This is a genomic window from Halomonas tibetensis, from assembly GCF_042643535.1.
GTDB lineage: Bacteria > Pseudomonadota > Gammaproteobacteria > Pseudomonadales > Halomonadaceae > Halomonas > Halomonas tibetensis.
The window spans coordinates 24,567-42,185 of sequence record NZ_JBHRSQ010000020.1 but is presented as its reverse complement, the minus strand read 5'-3'; the positions used below and the strand labels follow the sequence as shown (position 1 = coordinate 42,185).

General features: G+C 60.3%; 16 protein-coding genes. 10 read left to right on the top strand and 6 right to left on the bottom strand.

The window, feature by feature from the left end:
• Positions 1-272 precede the first annotated feature (272 nt).
• Both ACFODV_RS14400 and ACFODV_RS14395 read left to right on the top strand, forming a co-directional pair.
• The gene (locus ACFODV_RS14400; RefSeq protein ID WP_379760628.1) at positions 273-1,256 is read left to right on the top strand and encodes an IS5 family transposase; all 984 of its coding nucleotides are present in this window, start codon (positions 273-275) and stop codon (positions 1,254-1,256) included.
• A 209-nt stretch (positions 1,257-1,465) separates the two neighbouring features.
• Positions 1,466-1,657 carry a helix-turn-helix transcriptional regulator gene (locus tag ACFODV_RS14395; RefSeq protein WP_379760626.1) on the top strand — a complete coding sequence of 64 codons (192 nt, stop codon included), beginning with the start codon at positions 1,466-1,468 and terminating at the stop codon, positions 1,655-1,657.
• A gap of 140 nt (positions 1,658-1,797) precedes the next feature.
• Here ACFODV_RS14395 and radC read toward each other — a convergent pair whose 3' ends face one another.
• The 6 genes from radC to ACFODV_RS14365 all read right to left on the bottom strand — a co-directional run bounded on the left by radC (position 1,798) and on the right by ACFODV_RS14365 (position 5,797).
• On the bottom strand, positions 1,798-2,295 hold the full coding sequence (gene radC, locus ACFODV_RS14390; RefSeq protein WP_379760624.1) for a RadC family protein: 498 nt from the start codon (positions 2,293-2,295) through the stop codon (positions 1,798-1,800).
• An 11-nt stretch (positions 2,296-2,306) separates the two neighbouring features.
• Entirely contained in the window at positions 2,307-2,918 is a 612-nt protein-coding gene (locus ACFODV_RS14385; protein ID WP_379760622.1) for a lambda exonuclease family protein, read from the bottom strand.
• A 170-nt stretch (positions 2,919-3,088) separates the two neighbouring features.
• Entirely contained in the window at positions 3,089-3,850 is a 762-nt protein-coding gene (locus tag ACFODV_RS14380; protein ID WP_379760620.1) for an ERF family protein, read from the bottom strand.
• 12 nt (positions 3,851-3,862) lie between these two features.
• Positions 3,863-4,048: a hypothetical protein gene (locus ACFODV_RS14375; RefSeq protein ID WP_379760618.1), complete on the bottom strand. Its 186-nt coding sequence runs from the start codon at positions 4,046-4,048 to the stop codon at positions 3,863-3,865.
• A 243-nt stretch (positions 4,049-4,291) separates the two neighbouring features.
• Entirely contained in the window at positions 4,292-5,260 is a 969-nt protein-coding gene (locus ACFODV_RS14370; RefSeq protein ID WP_379760617.1) for a DUF932 domain-containing protein, read from the bottom strand.
• A gap of 171 nt (positions 5,261-5,431) precedes the next feature.
• Positions 5,432-5,797 (bottom strand): hypothetical protein, encoded by a 366-nt coding sequence (locus ACFODV_RS14365; RefSeq protein ID WP_379760615.1) that lies wholly within the window; start codon positions 5,795-5,797, stop codon positions 5,432-5,434.
• A 381-nt stretch (positions 5,798-6,178) separates the two neighbouring features.
• Here ACFODV_RS14365 and ACFODV_RS14360 point away from each other — a divergent pair, with 381 nt between their 5' ends.
• The 8 genes from ACFODV_RS14360 (at position 6,179) to brxC (ending at position 17,522) form a co-directional block, all read left to right on the top strand.
• A complete protein-coding gene (locus tag ACFODV_RS14360) occupies positions 6,179-6,457 on the top strand; it encodes a hypothetical protein (RefSeq protein WP_379760613.1) in 279 nt (92 codons plus the stop codon).
• A 784-nt stretch (positions 6,458-7,241) separates the two neighbouring features.
• A complete protein-coding gene (locus tag ACFODV_RS14355; protein WP_379760611.1) occupies positions 7,242-9,137 on the top strand; it encodes a YagK/YfjJ domain-containing protein in 1,896 nt (631 codons plus the stop codon).
• Complete coding sequence (locus ACFODV_RS16815; protein ID WP_449271902.1) at positions 9,088-9,876, top strand: helix-turn-helix domain-containing protein; 789 nt, start codon at positions 9,088-9,090, stop codon at positions 9,874-9,876. The genes ACFODV_RS14355 and ACFODV_RS16815 overlap by 50 nt, the downstream gene beginning before the upstream one ends.
• 519 nt (positions 9,877-10,395) lie before the next feature.
• On the top strand, positions 10,396-10,602 hold the full coding sequence (locus ACFODV_RS14345; protein WP_379760609.1) for a helix-turn-helix transcriptional regulator: 207 nt from the start codon (positions 10,396-10,398) through the stop codon (positions 10,600-10,602).
• 199 nt (positions 10,603-10,801) lie between these two features.
• Positions 10,802-12,247, top strand: coding sequence for a YfjI family protein (locus ACFODV_RS14340; protein WP_379760607.1), 1,446 nt, complete (start codon positions 10,802-10,804; stop codon positions 12,245-12,247).
• A 208-nt stretch (positions 12,248-12,455) separates the two neighbouring features.
• Entirely contained in the window at positions 12,456-13,073 is a 618-nt protein-coding gene (locus tag ACFODV_RS14335; protein ID WP_379760605.1) for a DUF1819 family protein, read from the top strand.
• A 120-nt stretch (positions 13,074-13,193) separates the two neighbouring features.
• Complete coding sequence (locus ACFODV_RS14330; protein WP_379760603.1) at positions 13,194-13,802, top strand: DUF1788 domain-containing protein; 609 nt, start codon at positions 13,194-13,196, stop codon at positions 13,800-13,802.
• A gap of 9 nt (positions 13,803-13,811) precedes the next feature.
• Complete coding sequence (brxC, locus tag ACFODV_RS14325) at positions 13,812-17,522, top strand: BREX system P-loop protein BrxC (protein WP_379760601.1); 3,711 nt, start codon at positions 13,812-13,814, stop codon at positions 17,520-17,522.
• The last annotated feature ends 97 nt before the right edge of the window (positions 17,523-17,619 follow it).

The window sequence follows — 17,619 nt, the reverse complement described above, 5'->3', positions numbered from 1 at the left end:
GGCTTCATACCCATTATCAGCAATATTTTGCAGTATCAGCCGTGGGCGAAAGTCGGCCCAAGGTCTGTTCACAAAGCATCACTTACGCCTTGCTCTGACGAGCGGCATGGGCGAAGAAAATCTGATTTGTTATAGCTTACATCACAGGTTAGTCCGCTTTCACAGAATTTCCACGCTCTTCGGAAACGCTGCTTAAATCCCGCCACAGCTGCCTTGCAGCCATCGGCGGGGTAGAATAACGCCATACTGCCACCGTCAGTCAGAGCACACCGATGAAGCAGATCTCGTTCGCCCAGGCCGAGCACCAGAACAAGAAGAAGGTTACACGCCGGGAGCGATTCCTGGCCCAGATGAATGTCCTGGTGCCATGGCCACGATTGATCGATGCACTGTCGCCGTCCTACTTTCCCAACGCTGCGGGCAAGCGAGGTAGGCCGCCCATTGGCCTGGAGCGCATGCTGCGGATCTACTGCCTGCAACAGTGGTACGCCCTCGCCGATGGGGCGTTGGAGGATGCCATCTACGACAGCCAGGCCATGCGCGACTTCATCGGTATCAACCTGGCCATCGAGGGCGTACCGGACGCCACGACACTGCTGCGTTTCCGCCATCTGCTGGAGAAGTATGCCCTGACCCAATGGATCTTCGAGGAGATCAACTCCAGCCTGTCCGAGCAGGGCCTGTTCATGCGCGAGGGCACCATCGTGGCGGCCACGCCCTCTACCAAGAACAAGGCCAAGCAACGCGACCCTGAAATGAAACAGACCAAGAAGGGCAACCAGTGGTATTTCGGCCTGAAGGCTCATATCGGCGTCGATGCCGTGACGGGGCTGACCCACCGTGTCGTCGCCACCTCGGCCAACGTCGCCGATGTCACCATGGCAGATCATCTGGTCCGGCAGGATGACAAGCGGGTATACGGCGATGCGGGCTACCTCAGTGTGTGGAAGTACCTGGACGATGTGAAAGACGACCCGGATTCCCGATGCTGTATTGCAGCGAAGCGCGGCGCCATCAAGAAGCTGGAAGACAGCCCCATGAAAACGCTACTGCTGGCACTCGAGAAGACCAAGGCCAGCATCCGTGCCAAGGTCGAGCATACGCTTCATGTCATCAAGAACCTCTTCGGCTACCGGAAGGTGCGCTACAAGGGGCTGGCCAAGAATCAGGCGCAACTCTTCAGCCTGTTCGGGCTTGCCAACCTGGTGCTGGCGATACGATGCAAGGGCCGAGTTAACGAGGCCAGTGCGCCTTGAATCTTGCCTGGCAGCCGGTTACCCCGGCTGCCAGGGAAAACAGACCACCTGAGGTGGTCTGAAAATGATCGCTGACGTGGTGGCTGTGCCTCTCTGAGGCTTCAGCCGCTCAGTGACGAATTGATCAGCGTTTCCCTAAGGGGAATCCCCCCAAATTATTTTCTCAGTCCCGTCACCGATCTCATGAGCAAATTACGGAGCACGTTGCCATGAGACTGATCAAGCTGGGAGAGGTACTGGAGAGCACCGGTCTGGGTCGTTCGACAGTATACAAGTACATTTCCGAGGGAACATTTCCGAGGCCGGTGTCGCTGGGGAAACGAAATAGGGCCTGCGTGGAGAGCGAGGTGCAGGACTGGATTCTGGACAAGATTACTCGAAGGGATGAAGGAGATGAGTGAGAAATCGAGGTCCGGGACCACCGGCAGACTGCCATCCTCGAGCCGGTTTCGGGTCGGTTGCTGAAAAAAAGAAACGCCAGCTCTGCCTGCCACCACAGCGCCCTCGCGGGAAGCGCCGTGGTGGCTATTATGCCGTTAGCTTACAGATAGCCGCGTTCAGCGAAGGACACGCAGCCTTCGCTGCCGACGACGATGTGATCGATCACCCGGATCTCCACCAGGCCTAGCGCTTCCTTCAAGCGCTGGGTGATGCGCCGGTCGGCGTCGCTGGGCTCGGGATCTCCGCCGGGGTGGTTGTGGACCAGTATGACAGCGGCGCTGTTATAGGCTAACGCCTTCTTCACCACCTCGCGGGGGTAGACGCTGGCCGAGTCGATGGTGCCGCGGAACAGATCCTCGAAGTGGATCAGCCGGTGCTGGGTGTCAAGGAACAGGGCACTGAAGACCTCGTGCTCGTAGCCCTGGAAGAGTACCTGCAGGTACTCGAAGACCAGCGCTGGCTGGGTGAGCTTGCGCCCCCGGGCCAGCTTGCGTCGGGCAAAGGCCTGGGCGATGCCCAGCAGTTCGGCTTCGGTCACCGGGGCGGTGATGTGGTAAGTGCCGGCGACTTCGCCGGCGGTCAGTTTGCGATGGTTCATGGTCTATTTCCTCAGGCGGCCATGACGTGCGCCATGCGGCGCTCCAGTTCTGCGTAGAAGGCCTCTACCCGCTCGGCGATGGTGCGGATCATCTCCTCGTCCCGGTAGGCTCGCTTGACGAACAGCGGCATCCCCGGCCAGTAGCTGACGAAGTCGATCCACTCCCGCCCGCTGACCCACAGGCCACCCTGGCACTGGGCCAGATGCTCCTGGGGGATCTCGCCGTCCAACAGCACCTCGATCTGGTACTTGGGCAGCTTGGTCTTGATCTCCACCAGGCCGCGGCTGTCCACCAGGCAGTCGGGTGAATAGCCCACGCCGTGGTTGAGCAGGATGCCGACCTGCTCCAGACGGGGCAGACCGGTGGCCTCCTGGTAGAGCTCGCGGGCCACGGGTTCCAGTTCATGGCCGCGCTGGGTATGGCCATTGCCCGTGAAGGCATCCGAGGGTTCGCCGGTGATGCGCTCACCGATCAGTTGGTGCATGTAACTCAGGGCACCGGCACCGAAGCCGGCGGGTCCCTTGCCCTTGACCAGCAGGGCCTTGAGCTCGGACATGGTGACGATGCCCAGACGCGCGGCATGCCACTCGGGCGTGCCCTGTTCCAGGGTCAGGATCTGCATGACGCTCTCCTTGGTGATGGGGAATCGTGCTCTTGTGGTTGCGGACTAATGCGGTAGAGGTAGTGCGGTCGGGGGAATGCGACATAAGCGGCGAGGGCTCTCCCCTCGCCTGCCGGTCGCTGTGGTTTCAGCGGTTCAGTGGGGTGATGGATCCGTGGCGATCCACGGGATCAGTGGGATTGATGGTCGGGCTGGGCCCGCTTGTGCAGCGAGGCACGCAGCCGGTCGAAATCGCTGCGCGGGACCTGCTCGGCCTCGCCGTACTTACCGACGAACCATTCCTGGGTGGCCGCGGGACAGGCGGCGATCAGCTGTCGGATCTGGCCCGCCTGGAAGGGCGTGACGAGCTTCACCGGGGCGGCAGCCTGGCCATTGTCGTCCTGGCCGCGAGTGGTGATGTTGAGCAAGGCGCACAGCACGTAGCGCTTGCCGTAGCTGGTAGAGGAGCCAAACGCCTGCACGGCGTTCTTGTTGCCGCTGGTATCCGCCGGCAGCAGCATGCTGGTCTCCTCGCGGTGGCCCTCCTGGTGCATCAGTACGCCGGTGATCTGAATGCCACGTTCCTGGGTCTGGATACGGAAACTCACCGCGAAGCCGTGCTTCTGCATGATCGGGCGCACGGTGTCGACGATGTCCTCCAGGGTGGCGTAGGCCCCGTTATTGCCCTGGCCACGCTCGGCAATGCTCGGCAGCTCCGTCTGCATGGCCGCCATGGCGGCGCTGTAGGCCATCAGCGCCTGGCGGTCGAGGACGCGCTCCTGCATCTGCAGCAGGCGCTCCATCTTGTCGATGTCGACCTCGGGGTTGAGGGCGGCACGCTCGATCACCTGGATGATCGCCGTGCTTTCCTGCAGCGGCTGGGCCGCCGGTTGAAGGGAACGCTGGCCATTGGCCTGGGACTGGGAGGGTTGAGGTTGAATACGGCTTGCCATGGGGATTTCTCCTTACCGATAGCGGTTGATGATGTCCTGCAGTTGGTCGACAGGGACCGGCTCCAGGGACACGTCCACGCGGTAGACGCGGCCCTGGGCCAGCACGTGGGTCCCGGCGTGTTGCTCGCCGGCCACCAGCAGCTCGCGAGCCAACTGGGTGAGGGCGCGGCAGATCTCGAAGGTCATGTGGGATTGCATGGAGTCCTCCAGAAACGACAACGCCCGGCCGTGGTGGGCCGGGCGCTATGCCGTGATGAGGGCATCAGGATGCCCAGCGTGTAGAACGCAAATAAAGAAATACAGAAAAGTTGAACGACGTGAATGCAGTACGGAGCGCAGCGAACCGCGGCGGCCGGTCGTCGGACTGTCCATCAGCGTGTCTCTGCAACAGCAAGGTGGCTTCCTTGCCACCCTGAAGACACCGCCAGACTGGACACGGTCTCAGGCCACCAGGGCCATTGCCGACACCAGCGCCTTGTCCTTGAGACCGGCCCCCTGGCCGAACCAGGCGGAGTCCATGCGGTAGTCGTTGCTGCGGGCACGCTTCTCGTGGTCCACGTACTCGGTGACAGCATTGAGCAATCCCCAGGCGGTACCTTGGGCAGTACACAGCTGCGAGCCCCGCCCTTCCCCGTGATAGAGCTTCTGCACCCGGTTGAGCGCCCGCACGTTGGGGAGTCGGGAGGGATCCTCCAGGGGTTCCTCGGCATTGCAGATCACCGACTGGAAGTAGCGCTTGGCTTCCGACTGGCTGACCTTGCGCTCGGCCAGCGCCTTCATGCGCTGCATGAAGTCGTCCCACTGGGCAACCGAGATACCCAGCTGCTGCTTGACCCGCTGCGCGTCGAACTCGGTGCTGTGGGGCACCTTCACCCCCTGGCTCATGCCATCCACGGCGATGGTCAGGGTGTTGTTGCAGACCACCCGTACCGAGGTGGGCGTGGCCACGGTGGCCAGTGACCCGTCACAGGACGTGGCCAGCAGCAGGTAGGCGTTGACCTGGTCCTGGCCTTTCAAAGCGGTACCCAGACCGCTGCGGGCCAGGGCCCAGAACTTGCGGCCGCCCTTGAGCACCCCGGCGGTCTCGAGCTCATAGCCCGCGTACTCGGTGAGGTCGCGGTAGAACTCCAGCACCTCCTCGGGCTGGACCACCTTGTAGCGTTGCGAGACCACTGACAAAGGGGATCGGGTATCGGAGCGGTAGAGCACCTTCTGCTCGGGGAAGGAATGGATGCTGCCCAGGTGGCCGGCACCGTCGGCGATGAAGCGCACCGGCGCCTCCTCGATGTGCCAGTCCATGCCGGCCTGTTGCCGCCAGACCTCCAGCGGTTGATGACGGGACAGCTGCTGCCCCAGGCCATGCCAGGGGGTATCGCCGACGTACGCCATCTGTTCGATGAGATGTGCCATGAGAATGTCTCCTTTGGAAAAGGCCCACCACGGCATAACCGCCCGCGCCAAAAGGCAGCGGGCAGCACCGTGAGGGAGGGTCAGATAGTGGGGTTGCGTGATTGAACGGTTGCGAAGTATCGGGTGAAGCAGAATCAGCGGGGTGAAACGGGGGAATGCTGCCAGGCTCGGTCAGTCTTGCGGCGGGTAGCTCGGGTAGTCGGGCATGGGCAGACGGAAGGTGTGGCCGCAGGCCCGGCACTCGAGGTTGTCGAGCACCTTGGTATCGAGTTCGTTGCCCAGATGGCCACCGGCGACGCCACCGGCAGTACCTCCGACCAGGGCACCGAACAGCGCCCCGGCCAGACTGCCAATGGAGGCACCCACCGGGCCGGCGACGAAACCAACCGTGGCACCCGCCTTGGCACCGCTGAGCGCACCCGCGGCACCGCTGGCACTTCCAGCAAGGATGCCGGTAGCGCAGCCAACATGACGGCCCACCTGGCGAGGGATCAGCTGCGTCGAGCTGCAGCGGGGACAACAGGGGTATGTCGACATACAGACGCTCCTGAGGGAGATGAGGGAAGCTCACACGAAACCCTTCTCCAGGGCTTCACTCAGGTAATACGGGGCTGAAATCGACTTGAATTGAGTCGCTAAGGTCGCCAGACTCAGCTCACTCTCTGTCGAAACCCTACCGCCTACGATTCGTCCAAAAAGCGAGGACACAGTTTGTTACAAAAAAAATCCTGATGTCCAGATTCGTCTATATACAGATTAACAAATCCTAATCCGTCCAGAGAATAAGAGTTGTGCTCAGAGACCGCGCTTGCGGACAGAGCCTGATGTAGTACGCTTCATCACACAGCGCCTACCTACAAGTCCAAGCGCTGAACTGAGCAGGTACTTACACTCACTGAAGTTTCAGGAGGAAGAACGATGGACAACGACGAAGAACTCGCCGAAGCAGTATATGCCGAAGAACAGGATTTTCAAGATCGAGAAGAGTCAGCGTGGAAGGACTTAGAGTATGATGAAGATTGGGTTCGTATATTTGGCTCTCCCCCTGATGAATCCATGCGCCAAGAGCGTCACGAAGCAGACGTTGAAGCCGGACTTGTAGATCCTCCGTCCGACCCATTGACTTCAATGGTACAAGAAGTGATGGAGCGATACGATGCGGCAGAACTCGAGGACACGACGAAGAAGCCGGACTAGCCTCGGCAACCTACGTTAGGTGATTGCCAGCAAGGCGCCGGCAGCAATGCCGGCGCCTTCTGCTGTAGTCTTGGTGACTCCACCCATATTTCGTCCGCATGACACGTAAGATATTCCGACTCTCGGCGCTATGGTCTCTCTTAGCGTGGAGAACTGACCGGAAACTGCGGCTTTGCCGAGTCCTTGGAGAGCGACTCCGTTGCTGACGTATAATTTTATAGTGGGAAGAGTGATGCCATGACGACCTTGGCCTTGGCATTCCTCGGTACAGGACTGACCATTCGTGAACCCATTGGACAGTTAAAATGTGTGTTAACACATCACGCTTACTCTTTCGAAAATCCCATTTCCAAGGGAAAAGCAGGACAGGGAATTCCATTGCAAGGGTGAGATTCAGAGCATGCGACTTTCCTGTTTTTAGTAATATGTCTGTCGTCTCAATTCTCTCTTTCCATAAATAACCACACTGACCAGCCACTCGACTTCCCATCCAATCCACCCATCAACAGAGTCTGAACGCTGCTCTTGCGAGGCCTTGGCGATGCACGTCATTTCCCGAGTAATCGCGTCTTCCTTTTCTTCCCAACGCGTCTACTCGATAGTCTCTTTCCTGACCCTGCGCCTCTTTAAAGGCGCAATGGGTCATGTGCTTTGAGAGGATGCCCCCCCATTGACTGGAGTCTTTCTCATGGTGATCCCTGAAAGTAACCAGCCGCCTGCCGAGCAAAGGCGGCTGCGTAAACGTAATGCTCGACAGCCCTCTCAAAGGAACTACTGGGACCCGGTGTATCGAGGGTATGAGATTTACCAGGACATCGATAAAGCGGCCCAGGTACTCGACAACCTGGATCGTACCTTCGAGTTCCTTCGCTCCCTGCAGCATCGTCACAGTCAGGTCTTCGCCTTTCGCGTCGACCTGCGCTTCCCGATCGACTTCGAGACCCCGGAGCGCTATGCGGATAACCAGACAGTCATAGACTTCCAGACATACCTGCGCTCAGACATCAAGGCGCTGACCGGTAAGGCTGAGCCCGAGGTCTACGTACTCTGGGCACGCGAGCTCAATGACCAGTCTCTACGCCGTAACGCCACCGACGCCGACCTGCGGGACGGCGAGGCGGACCTGACCCGTCCCCACTACCACCTGCTGGTCGTCGTGAACCGCGATGACTTTCGCAAGCTAGGGGCACTGGAGCGCTCGGAGGATGGCCATTACAGCGATCTAACGCTGGCTCACATGGTGATTCGTTCCTGGCAGAGGGTACTGCAGCGGCCGAGCCACCGTATGAGAGGAATAGCCCACTTCGCCGAGCACCCCAAGAGCGATACGATCCGAACCTTCACTATCCGCCGTCTCGACGGCCCGGAAGGGCTCATCGACGTCCTTAAGGCAGCGAGCTACCTGTGCAAGGCCTACTCCAAGGATACCGGCAAGCGGCTGCGGACCTTCCAGGCGGGGCGAATCCCTGCTGGTATCCGGGAGGCGATCTGGCGACAAGAGCGTCATCGACAAGAACCGGTACGCGCGGCCGAGTGCTATCGGGTGGAGAATGCCGGCTGTACGACCCGGTTTGCGCTGGAAGACGTGGACGTGGTGCGTTACTGGCTGCTGCAGCCCGCGTTGCAGTACCTGACGAGTGACATGGCTCAATGGCAGCGCTTCCCGACGGAGGAGCTCTTCGACCTTCATCACACCTGGGAGGCCGAGTGCCAGGTCAAGCGCATCGTGCGTTGCGAAAGTGCCGCCGCGCTGGAGCGCCACCTGGTCAGGGGCGTTCAGCGAGGGACACCGACCGGCCAGGCGGCCTTGCTTCTGAAGCTCCTCGAGCCGGCGCGACGCTTTCTGGAGGTCAGCTCGCGCGAGACCGCCCTTCACCAGCAAGACGGTACCCGGCGGGTCTATGACCGCAGCGTGACCCACTATCGGCAAGCCTTCGAGGCCCTGGCCCGTCAGTTGCAGGAACGCTATGAGCTGTCCCTCGGTGCCCTGAAGCACAGAACCGACCTGCCAGAGCTCTACGAGGACGTGATCGACCGCTTCTATCGTCTGCGCGGGGAACTGGCGCGTACCGATGTCCGCGAACTGGCGGGACGGGAGCGGCGTGCCTTCGAGGCCTTGGCGGCCCACTACACTACCGAGATCGAGCGGCTGCTGACTGACGTCGAGGGCGTGCAGGTCGTCATGCTGCAGCTAGGCCATGACCCCCGACAGTTTCCTCTCCTGGGAGATCTGTCGCTGGCCGATAGCCAGCAAGCGTTCTCGGCACTCCTGGAGGACCATGAGGACTCGCCTCTATTCACGGACCTCGAGGGTCTGGTCTGGAAGCGGGACCATACCCTGGTCCGCCAGCACGGCATCCACCTCATCGCCCTGTATGGTAACCAGGACCTCAGCGTCGACCAGCGTCGCGACGGCATTGCAGGCCACTGGCTGCGCATCACCCGCGGTCAAGGCGCGGCCTATCGTGTCTTCCCCAATACCCACAACACCGAACACCTGCTGACGCCGGATCTCGGCTGGATCACCGGCAACGACACGGCCCTACGCCAGGCGCTGGCTCGTCAGCTGCGGGGACTCTTCGGGATGGATCAACTGACTGCACTGCAACTCCCACCGGAAACCGCGGGACATGGGTGCCTGCGACTCCACCCCCAGGCTGAGCACTCCTCAGGGCGATAAGCTCTGCAGTGCCCGCCTCCTGCGGACAAGGCCTGGTCTCCCCTACTACCTGCACCTCCCTCTTACCGAGGCGAGTGGCAGTGCTGCGTACGGCAACGCCCCAGTTCACGGCACACTCCATTACCGCCCGTCTATCGACAAGGAGCCCTTGATGATGCACTCCCCCGACAACGCCGGCTTCTTGGCACAGCTGCTCGCTGATTATCCCGGGCAAGCCGAGACTATTCAGCAGTTTGCCAGCCTCCACGGGCTGCCGATCACCCCCGAGGGTCCGCCAACTTCCCGTCCAGGGCCCGGGATCACTCCGCCTAGTTCACGTCCAGCAGACCCACCTTCACCACACTCTCCGCCCAATCAGTGTCCAGCGAGGTCAACCTCGTCCGTTACGCCGCCAACTTCTCGTCCTTGTCAGGCCTGGAGTCAGGCTGCTCTCCCCACACTGCAGGGCGAAAGCGTCGAACACCGGATCCAGGGCTCTCCCCGGGTGACCACACCCGGCAGTGCCCCGACCCACACGACTCCCCCGTCGGAAGCTCTCAGCGGAGCAGCACTGGTGGCGAAGGTCGTCTCGCTGCGCCACCAGAGAGGGCTGACCCAGGCCGCCCTGGCGGCAAGGCTGGGGATCAGCCTGCGGACTTGGCAGGAATGGGAGCAGGGAAGGCGCTGCCCGAGCGGTCCTGCAGAAGCGGCCCTGAGGGGCTGGTTGCTCGGTATTTACCATCTTCCCCCCGCGTACTAAGCACTTCAACGGCACCAAAATCTCGGCAACTGAGGGTTTATTGTAAGTTTGTGTAATCTTTTGTATTTATTTTAGATATCTGATTTTAATGAGATATCCAAAGATCTGTCCGGTGATGCGCGTCGCAACCTTGTCCGGCATGAATCCGAGATTTTGGGTCGCTGCCGGAGGATCCTGATGGCTCGGTGTAGCGCCGTCCGCCCCTTCACCACCTCCAAAGCAGATCGAATGTTCTCAGTTGCCCTGCTCCATCCCGTTACACGTAGCAATGTAGCGAGGGTTTCAGGAGTCAGATCAGAAAAACCCTTACATTGTTAGCCCACCCACATTTTTGTAAGCCTGTCAAAAAAAATCATCTGGAAAAAAATCTCGGCTCACAGCCTGATGGTATTTCAGCCGAGATTTAAGCACGTGCAAATCGCCTTGCGAGGAACGAAATTGAGGCCACTCCGCATGTCGCGGAGCGGCCCTCCACGAGGTCCGTGGAGGCAAGCCATTACCAACCGGTAGGTGAACAATATGGTTGCAGGAAACGACAGGGTCATCCTGAGGATGAAGCAGCTTGTGGTATTTATCGGGCTCTCCAGATCCAAGATCTACGAGATGCTCAATGAGCGGTCTAAGAGGTACGACCCGCACTTCCCCAAGCCGATCCCACTGAGCGCTGGTGCAGTGGGCTGGTATCAGCACGAAGTACTCGAGTGGCTTGAGTTCCGAAGGGAATAATAAGTTTAGGTTAGGTAAGTCCGCGGTTCTCACCGCGCACGCTCTTTAACAATGAATCCTTGCAAGTAGGCGTTTCGCTGGGACGTAGCCTAAAACGGCTGCGCCCCAGCGGCGCCCCTACCGCACGGGCGTCACTCGCCTAGTGCGGTGCATGCTTGTGTCTCATTGTTACCTTACACGTTCCGAAGAGGGTAACATCATGTACAACACGCTAAACGTGCTCCCACCTATTGGGGTCAGCATTCCGTACCTCGGCAACACAGGAGTTCTGCAAGAGAGGATCTCCCAGGTAATCGAAGCCACCAAGGCACCGGTCCCCATGATCGTGCAGGGAGGGCTTGCGGCGATGTCGTTTTTGCTGCAAGACCTGGTCGATGTGGAAAAACCCAACGGGCAGGTGGTACCACCGAGCCAGTTCTTCGTGATCGTCGCTAAGTCAGGTGAAAGAAAGACGACGGTCGACGGTTTGTTTTTCGGATACTTGAACGATCTGGAGACGGAGTACGAAGCACAATACGATAAGGAGATGGCCGAACACGAACTTAAAATGTCTTTATGGGTCATGATGAAGAAGAAGCTTCTGAAAGACATCACTTATAATGGTGAGGAGGATATTCACGCACTCTACGAGCACGAGAAAAATAAGCCAGTTCACCCTGCACGAGCAGGCATCAGAACACTGACGGATACCACGACAGAGGCAGCACTCGACTTATTTTACCGTGAGTCCGTCAGGTCAGCCATTCTACACTCAAATGAAGGAGAGGAGGTGTTATCCGGGCCTGCCGCCCGCAAATTGTCAATGTGGAATTCGTTGTGGAGTGCGGAGCCAATCAGGGTTGATCGCAAAACATCTAATAGCTTCGTAGTGAATCCGCGAATGACACTCTATATTCAGGCGCAGCCAAGTGTCATGCAGCGCTTCGTTACTAAAGGAGGAGGAAACGCACGCGGGATAGGCTTCTGTTCGAGGACGCAGATATCCTATCCCCTTACTACCCAAGGAACACGCATAGTAGAGCCGATCGAAAAAATCCCTCATGCGGGCTACGACCAGTTGATCAAGGAGTTATTCGACCGCAACATCCAAGCCAGCAGAGATCCTGATTTCCAGCGGACTAAAATCAGCTTCTCCTTGCTGGCTCAAGAACGTTGGTTTGTCATCGCCAACGCCATCGAGTGGGAAATCTGTCAGAATGGCCGCTTCGCAGACTTCGGCGATCATGCCTCGAAACTAGCGGATAATATTGCGCGAGTGGCAGTACTGCTTCACTGTGCCGGAAACGGAATCCAGGGCGAAGTATCGCTGGAAACGTTAGAAGATGCCATCCAGCTCTGCTTCTGGTTCTCCAATGAGTTTCTGCGCCTGTTTCAGTCGCCGTCTGAAGAGTTGCGAGATTACTATTCGCTCTTAAATTGGTTAAACCAAAAACGTCAGGAGGGGTTTCGATATTTGAAAAAGAACCATGTGCGAAAGTACTGCCCCAATTCGCTGCGTGATTCGGGCAAGCTCAACATTATTCTGAACATCCTGCTGAATAATGGGGAGATCAGGATGGGGGTCATTGACAAGAAGTCCATCATCGATCTCTATCCAAACTATCTGGATGATATGCCTTTATTGGCATCTGTACTGCAGTCATAACCCCTTTCGCCCGAGCCTGGATAGGCTCGGGCTTTTGCAGTTAAGGCCAAAGTGAAATTCTCTGGTTTTTAATTCAGGCAGTGAGTGAAATTTTCGGGGTATTATTTTTCCCCTGAGAAGATAGTTAGAGTCCCTAGCGAACTTGTAATCCATCAGTGAAAGTCCGACCATAGCGCTCTTTCAATCTATCACCATGAGCAGTCCGTCAATGTCTCCACCCTCCCCCGCCTTCCACTATCACTCCGACCTCATCGGCGGCTCGCTGATGGTGCGCGAGAGCCGCATCGTGTCGGAGCTGCTGCTGGCCGATGTGGACGACGCGACCTGGAAGGCGGCCATCCTCGACGAGAACCGCCTCCAAAAGGCACGGCCGGCCACGGCCAAGCGCATGGCCCAGGCGATCCGCAAGCGCCTTGAGCGGCTGCCGCCGCCGTTCTGGAAGGCGCTGCGCGATGGCGACGACCAGCTGGCTACCCAGGTGGCGTTCTGTGCGGCCCTGGCGCGCAACCTCCTGCTGGTGGAGTTTCTGGAAACGGTGGTGGGCGATGCTTTCGTCACCCACGCGGAAACGCTGGAGCCCTACCAGTGGGATGACTTCCTTGCCGACCGTGCTCATCGTGACCCGGCCATTACCGGCTGGACTGCCTCGTCTAGACGAAAGATGGGCCAGGTAGTCTTTCGCATGCTATGCGAAGTAGGCTTAATGACGGATAGCCGTAAACGAATATTACGGCCGCTGATGCTTCGGCCGGAGGTGGATGAGCTGCTGGACCGCCACCACCTGATCCGGCTGCGGGAGTGCCTTAACGCTCTGCGCCTGCGGTAAGCCGCATGGGTCGCGGTGTGGCGGTAGCGTGCATGAACGCCCCATATCGCCCCCACAGGCCGCGGCACGTAGTATGGTCATAACGAGAAGAACGACACCGGACGCAAGGATGAGAGCCGTATGTCACCGCTCACGCAGGGGCCTTCCCACCGCGAAGATCCTCATTTGAAGGATCGCCTCAACCAGGTAGCCGAGAAGATCACCAGCCCGGCCTTCCTCTCCGGCCAGGGGCTGGGCAACGAGATCGGCTTCTGGATCTTCGACTATCCCCCCGAGCACGAGCTGCAGGTACGCGAGTACCTCACCTTCCTGAAAGGCGTCCTGTCGCGTCAGCACAGCGAGCTGACGGTCGACCACGTCAACCTGCTGCTCGTGATGCGCAACTATCTCCAAGAGCGTGGCTTTCTCGACAAGGCCATCGCCCTGCAGCAGACCAAGGGCGACGCGGCGCTACTCAAGGCGCTGCGCGGCCCGCTGCATATGGACAAGTTCGCGCCCTTCCTGATCCGACACGCCCTGTCGGACGACCCCGATATCGTGCTGCTGTCAGGCGTGGGTAGCGTCTGGCCGGTGATGCGTGCCCACAGTCTGCTCAATGCGCTGCACGGCCGGCTCGGCCACAAGCCGCTGGTGCTCTTCTATCCCGGCCGCTACGACGGCCAGAGCCTGACGCTGTTCAACCGGATCGCCGGCAATCACTACTATCGCGCCTTCTCACTCGTGCCTTGAGAGCCTTCCATGAAAATCCAGGACCTCTTCCAGAAACCCCTGCACCGCTCAATCAACGGGGTGGTGAAGGCCGACCAGAAGGACCGTGAGACGGTCTACCAGGAGCTCGACGAGTACGTGGTGACCAATGAGTTGGAGACGCACTTCCGCGCCTTCTTCGAGTCCTACGCCACACCGCTCAGTGACCCCTCCATCGCCAACCGGGTCGGGGTGTGGGTCTCGGGCTTCTTCGGCTCGGGCAAGTCGCACTTCCTCAAGGCGCTCTCGTACCTGCTGGCCAACATCGAGGCCAAGGACGCCGCCGGCAACGCCCACCGCGCCGCCGAGTTCTTCGATGCGCAGAAGCTTCGCGATCCGACGATCCGCGCCGATATCGCCAAGGCGGTACAGGAGCCGGCGGACGTCATCCTGTTCAACATCGACAGCAAGGCCAGCTCCAACGACGGCGGCAACCCGATCCTCAACGTCTTCCTGCGCGTGTTCAATGAATACCAGGGTTTCAGTGGGGACCACCCGCATATCGCCCACATGGAACGCCACCTGGCGCAGCGCGGTGTCTATGACCGCTTTCGCGAGGCCTTCCACGCCGCCAGCGGCATGGCGTGGGAAGAGGAGCGCGACGGCTTCCAGTTCTATCAGGACGATATCGAGCAGGCGATCAGCCAGGTGCTGGACCTCTCGCCGGATGCCGCCCATAAGTGGTTCGAGGAGTCCGAGGAGACCTTCAGCGTCTCGGTGGAGAACTTCTGCCACTGGGTGAAGGAGTACCTGGACGCGAAGTCCCCCACCCAGCGCATCGTCTTCATGGTCGATGAAGTCGGCCAGTTCATCGGCAGCGATACACGATTGATGCTGACCCTGCAGACGCTGACCGAGAACCTCGGCACTATCTGCGGTGGCCGCGCCTGGATCGTGGTGACCTCCCAGGCCGACATGGACGCCGTACTCGGCGAGATGACGGCCGCCAAGGCCAACGACTTCTCCAAGATCGCCGGGCGCTTCAAGACCCGCCTGTCGCTCTCCAGCTCCAACTCAGACGAGGTGATCCGCAAGCGCCTGCTGGCCAAGACCCCGGAGGCCAGTGACGAGTTGGCCGGCGTGTTCGAGGCCAAGGGCTCGATCCTGCGCAACCAGCTCACCTTCGACCGCTCCGGCCCCACGCTCAGGAACGTCGACGGTGCGGAGAGCTTTGTCGCCAACTACCCCTTCGTGCCGTACCACTTCCAGCTGGTCCAGAAGGTCTTCGAAGAGATCCGCAAGGTCGGCGCCACCGGGGCCCACCTGGCCTACGGCGAGCGCTCCATGCTCGACGCCTTCCAGATGGCCGCCATGGCGGTGGCCGAGCAGGAGGTCGGCGCCCTGGTGCCGATGCACAGCTTCTACCGCGCCGTGGAGGGCTTTCTCGATACCGCGGTGAAACGCACCATCGACCAGGCCGGCGAGAACGTGGCCCTGGACACCTTCGACGTCGAGATCCTGCGCACCTTGTTCATGATTCGCTACGTCGATCTGGTCAAGGGCACCCTCGATAACCTGGTGACGCTCGCCATCACCCGCATCGACGATGACCGCCTGGCGATCCGCGAGCGCCTGGAGGGCACCCTGTTGCGCCTGGAGAAGGAGAGCCTGGTCACCCGCAACGGCGAGGAGTACCTGTTCCTCACCAACGAGGAGCGCGACATCACGCGCAAGATCAAGGCCACCGAGATCACCAGCAGCGACGAGAACAAACTGCTGGCCGAGATGATCTACAAGGACCGTTTGCGCGACCGAAACAAGTACCGTTACCCGCTCAACAAGACCGACTACACCATCGGCCGCTACCTGGACGGCCACACCATCGACGGCCGCTTCCAGAGCCAGCTGCGCGTCGAGATAGTCTCGCCGCTGGATATCGATTATACCCAGAGCTACGCCGCCCAGAACGGCGAGGCCGGCTGCATCCACCGCAGCAACGAGAACCAGGGCCAGGTCCTGATCCGCCTCGGCGACAACAAGGCCTTCTTCGACGACCTGCGCACCTACCTCAAGACCGAGAAGTTCATGCGGTTGAACGCCGCCTCCGGTGACAGCAGCGTGGAGCGCATCCTCGCCGACCGCGGCCGCGAGAACCAGGTGCGCCGCAAGCACCTGCTGGTGCGCCTGGAGGAGATGTTGCTCGACGCCGACGTCTACGCCCTGGGCCAGAAGCTCGACCTCAATCGCAGCCAGCTCGGCACGCGCCTCGACGAGGCCTGCCAGTACCTGTTGAAGAACACCTACAGCAAGCTCGGCTACCTGCAGGTGCTCACCCCTGACCCCATACGCGAGCTGCTCGCCGTGATGACGGCCGATGACGTCGGCCAGCAGGCCATCGAGCTCGACGGCGAGGAAGGCAACCCCCAGGCGGTGCGTGAAGTGGAAACGTACATCGGCTTGCACGGTGGCGAGCCGGTGCCGCTCAATCCGCTGTTGGAGCGTTTCAGCAACCGCCCCTTCGGCTGGCCGGAAGACGAGACGCTGCTGATCCTCGGTCGCCTGTATGCCGCTGGAAGGCTCACCTTCCACACCGCCGGCCCGGCACTGCCCGGCAAGGAGGCCTTCGAGCTGCTCAATAACAGCCGGCGGCGCAGCGAGGTACGGATTCAGAAGAAGCGCCAGACCGACGATGCCGTGCTGCGCCAGGTGCGCAACCTCACCAAGGATCTGTTCACCAAGCTCGGCCCGTCCAGCGAGACCGAGCTCTACACCTTCTATGTCGACCAGTTCAGCAAGTGGAAAAAGGATCTGGAGGCCTACCGCAGCAAGACTGAAGTGGGCCGCTTCCCCGGCCGTGCCGCCATCGAAAGCACCCTCAAGGAAGTCGAACGCCTGCTGCGCATCGACGACAGCTTCGACTTCTTCAAGGCGGTGGCCGAGCAGCAGGAGCATCTGCTCGATCTCGAAGAGCAGTACCGCGACCTCCACGAGTTCTTCACCAAGCAGCTCAACACCTGGAAGCAGCTGGACCAGGCGTTGACCCGCTTCGCCCCCAACCGCCCGGCGCTGGAGAAGGAGCCCGAGGCCAAGACGGCCCTGGCTGAGCTGGATCGCATCTACGCGTCTGAAGCGCCCTACGGGATGCTGCAGAAGGTCGCCGGGCTGATCCACACCGTCGATGAGGTCAACCGCAAGCTATTGGAACAAAAGCGCGAGCGTGCCATCGGCCTGATCGACAAGCGCATCGCCCGGGTCAGTGCCGAGATACACAAGAGCGGTATTGGCACGCCGGAGCTCAGCAACCGCCTGCTGCGCCCGCTGCAGCTGCTCAAGCAGGATATCGACGCAGCGCCCAGCATCGCGCAGATCTACCTGCTGCAGGGCGATACCGCCAATGACCGCGAGCAGGAGAGCCTCGACGAACTCCACCGCGAACAGCAGGCTGAAGCCGAACGCCAGCGCGCCGCCCGTAAAGCGGCGGACAACGCCGGCACCCGAGGCGAGGACGCCAAGCCCGCGGGTGATACCTCTCCTTCAGCCTCTGGCACGTCCGATACCGACAAGCCCGCCGGCGAAGTGCGCGAGCGCGGCCCGGTGGCCGCCCCCAAGGCGGTGGTCGACGTCAGCGTCAGCCAGGTGCTCAGCCGTACCCATGAAGGGGTTTACCTGGAAAGCCAGCAGGAGGTCGATGTCTTCCTCGAAGCCCTCAAGCGCGAGCTCGACGACGCCATCAAGGCCAACAAGCGCATTCGCCTGCGCTGATCCGCCTATCTGTTCCCTGTCCTTTAGAACAAGACAGGACACGGGACAACCGAGAACACCTTGCCCGCCAACGGCAACCCGCACGATCAGGAATCCA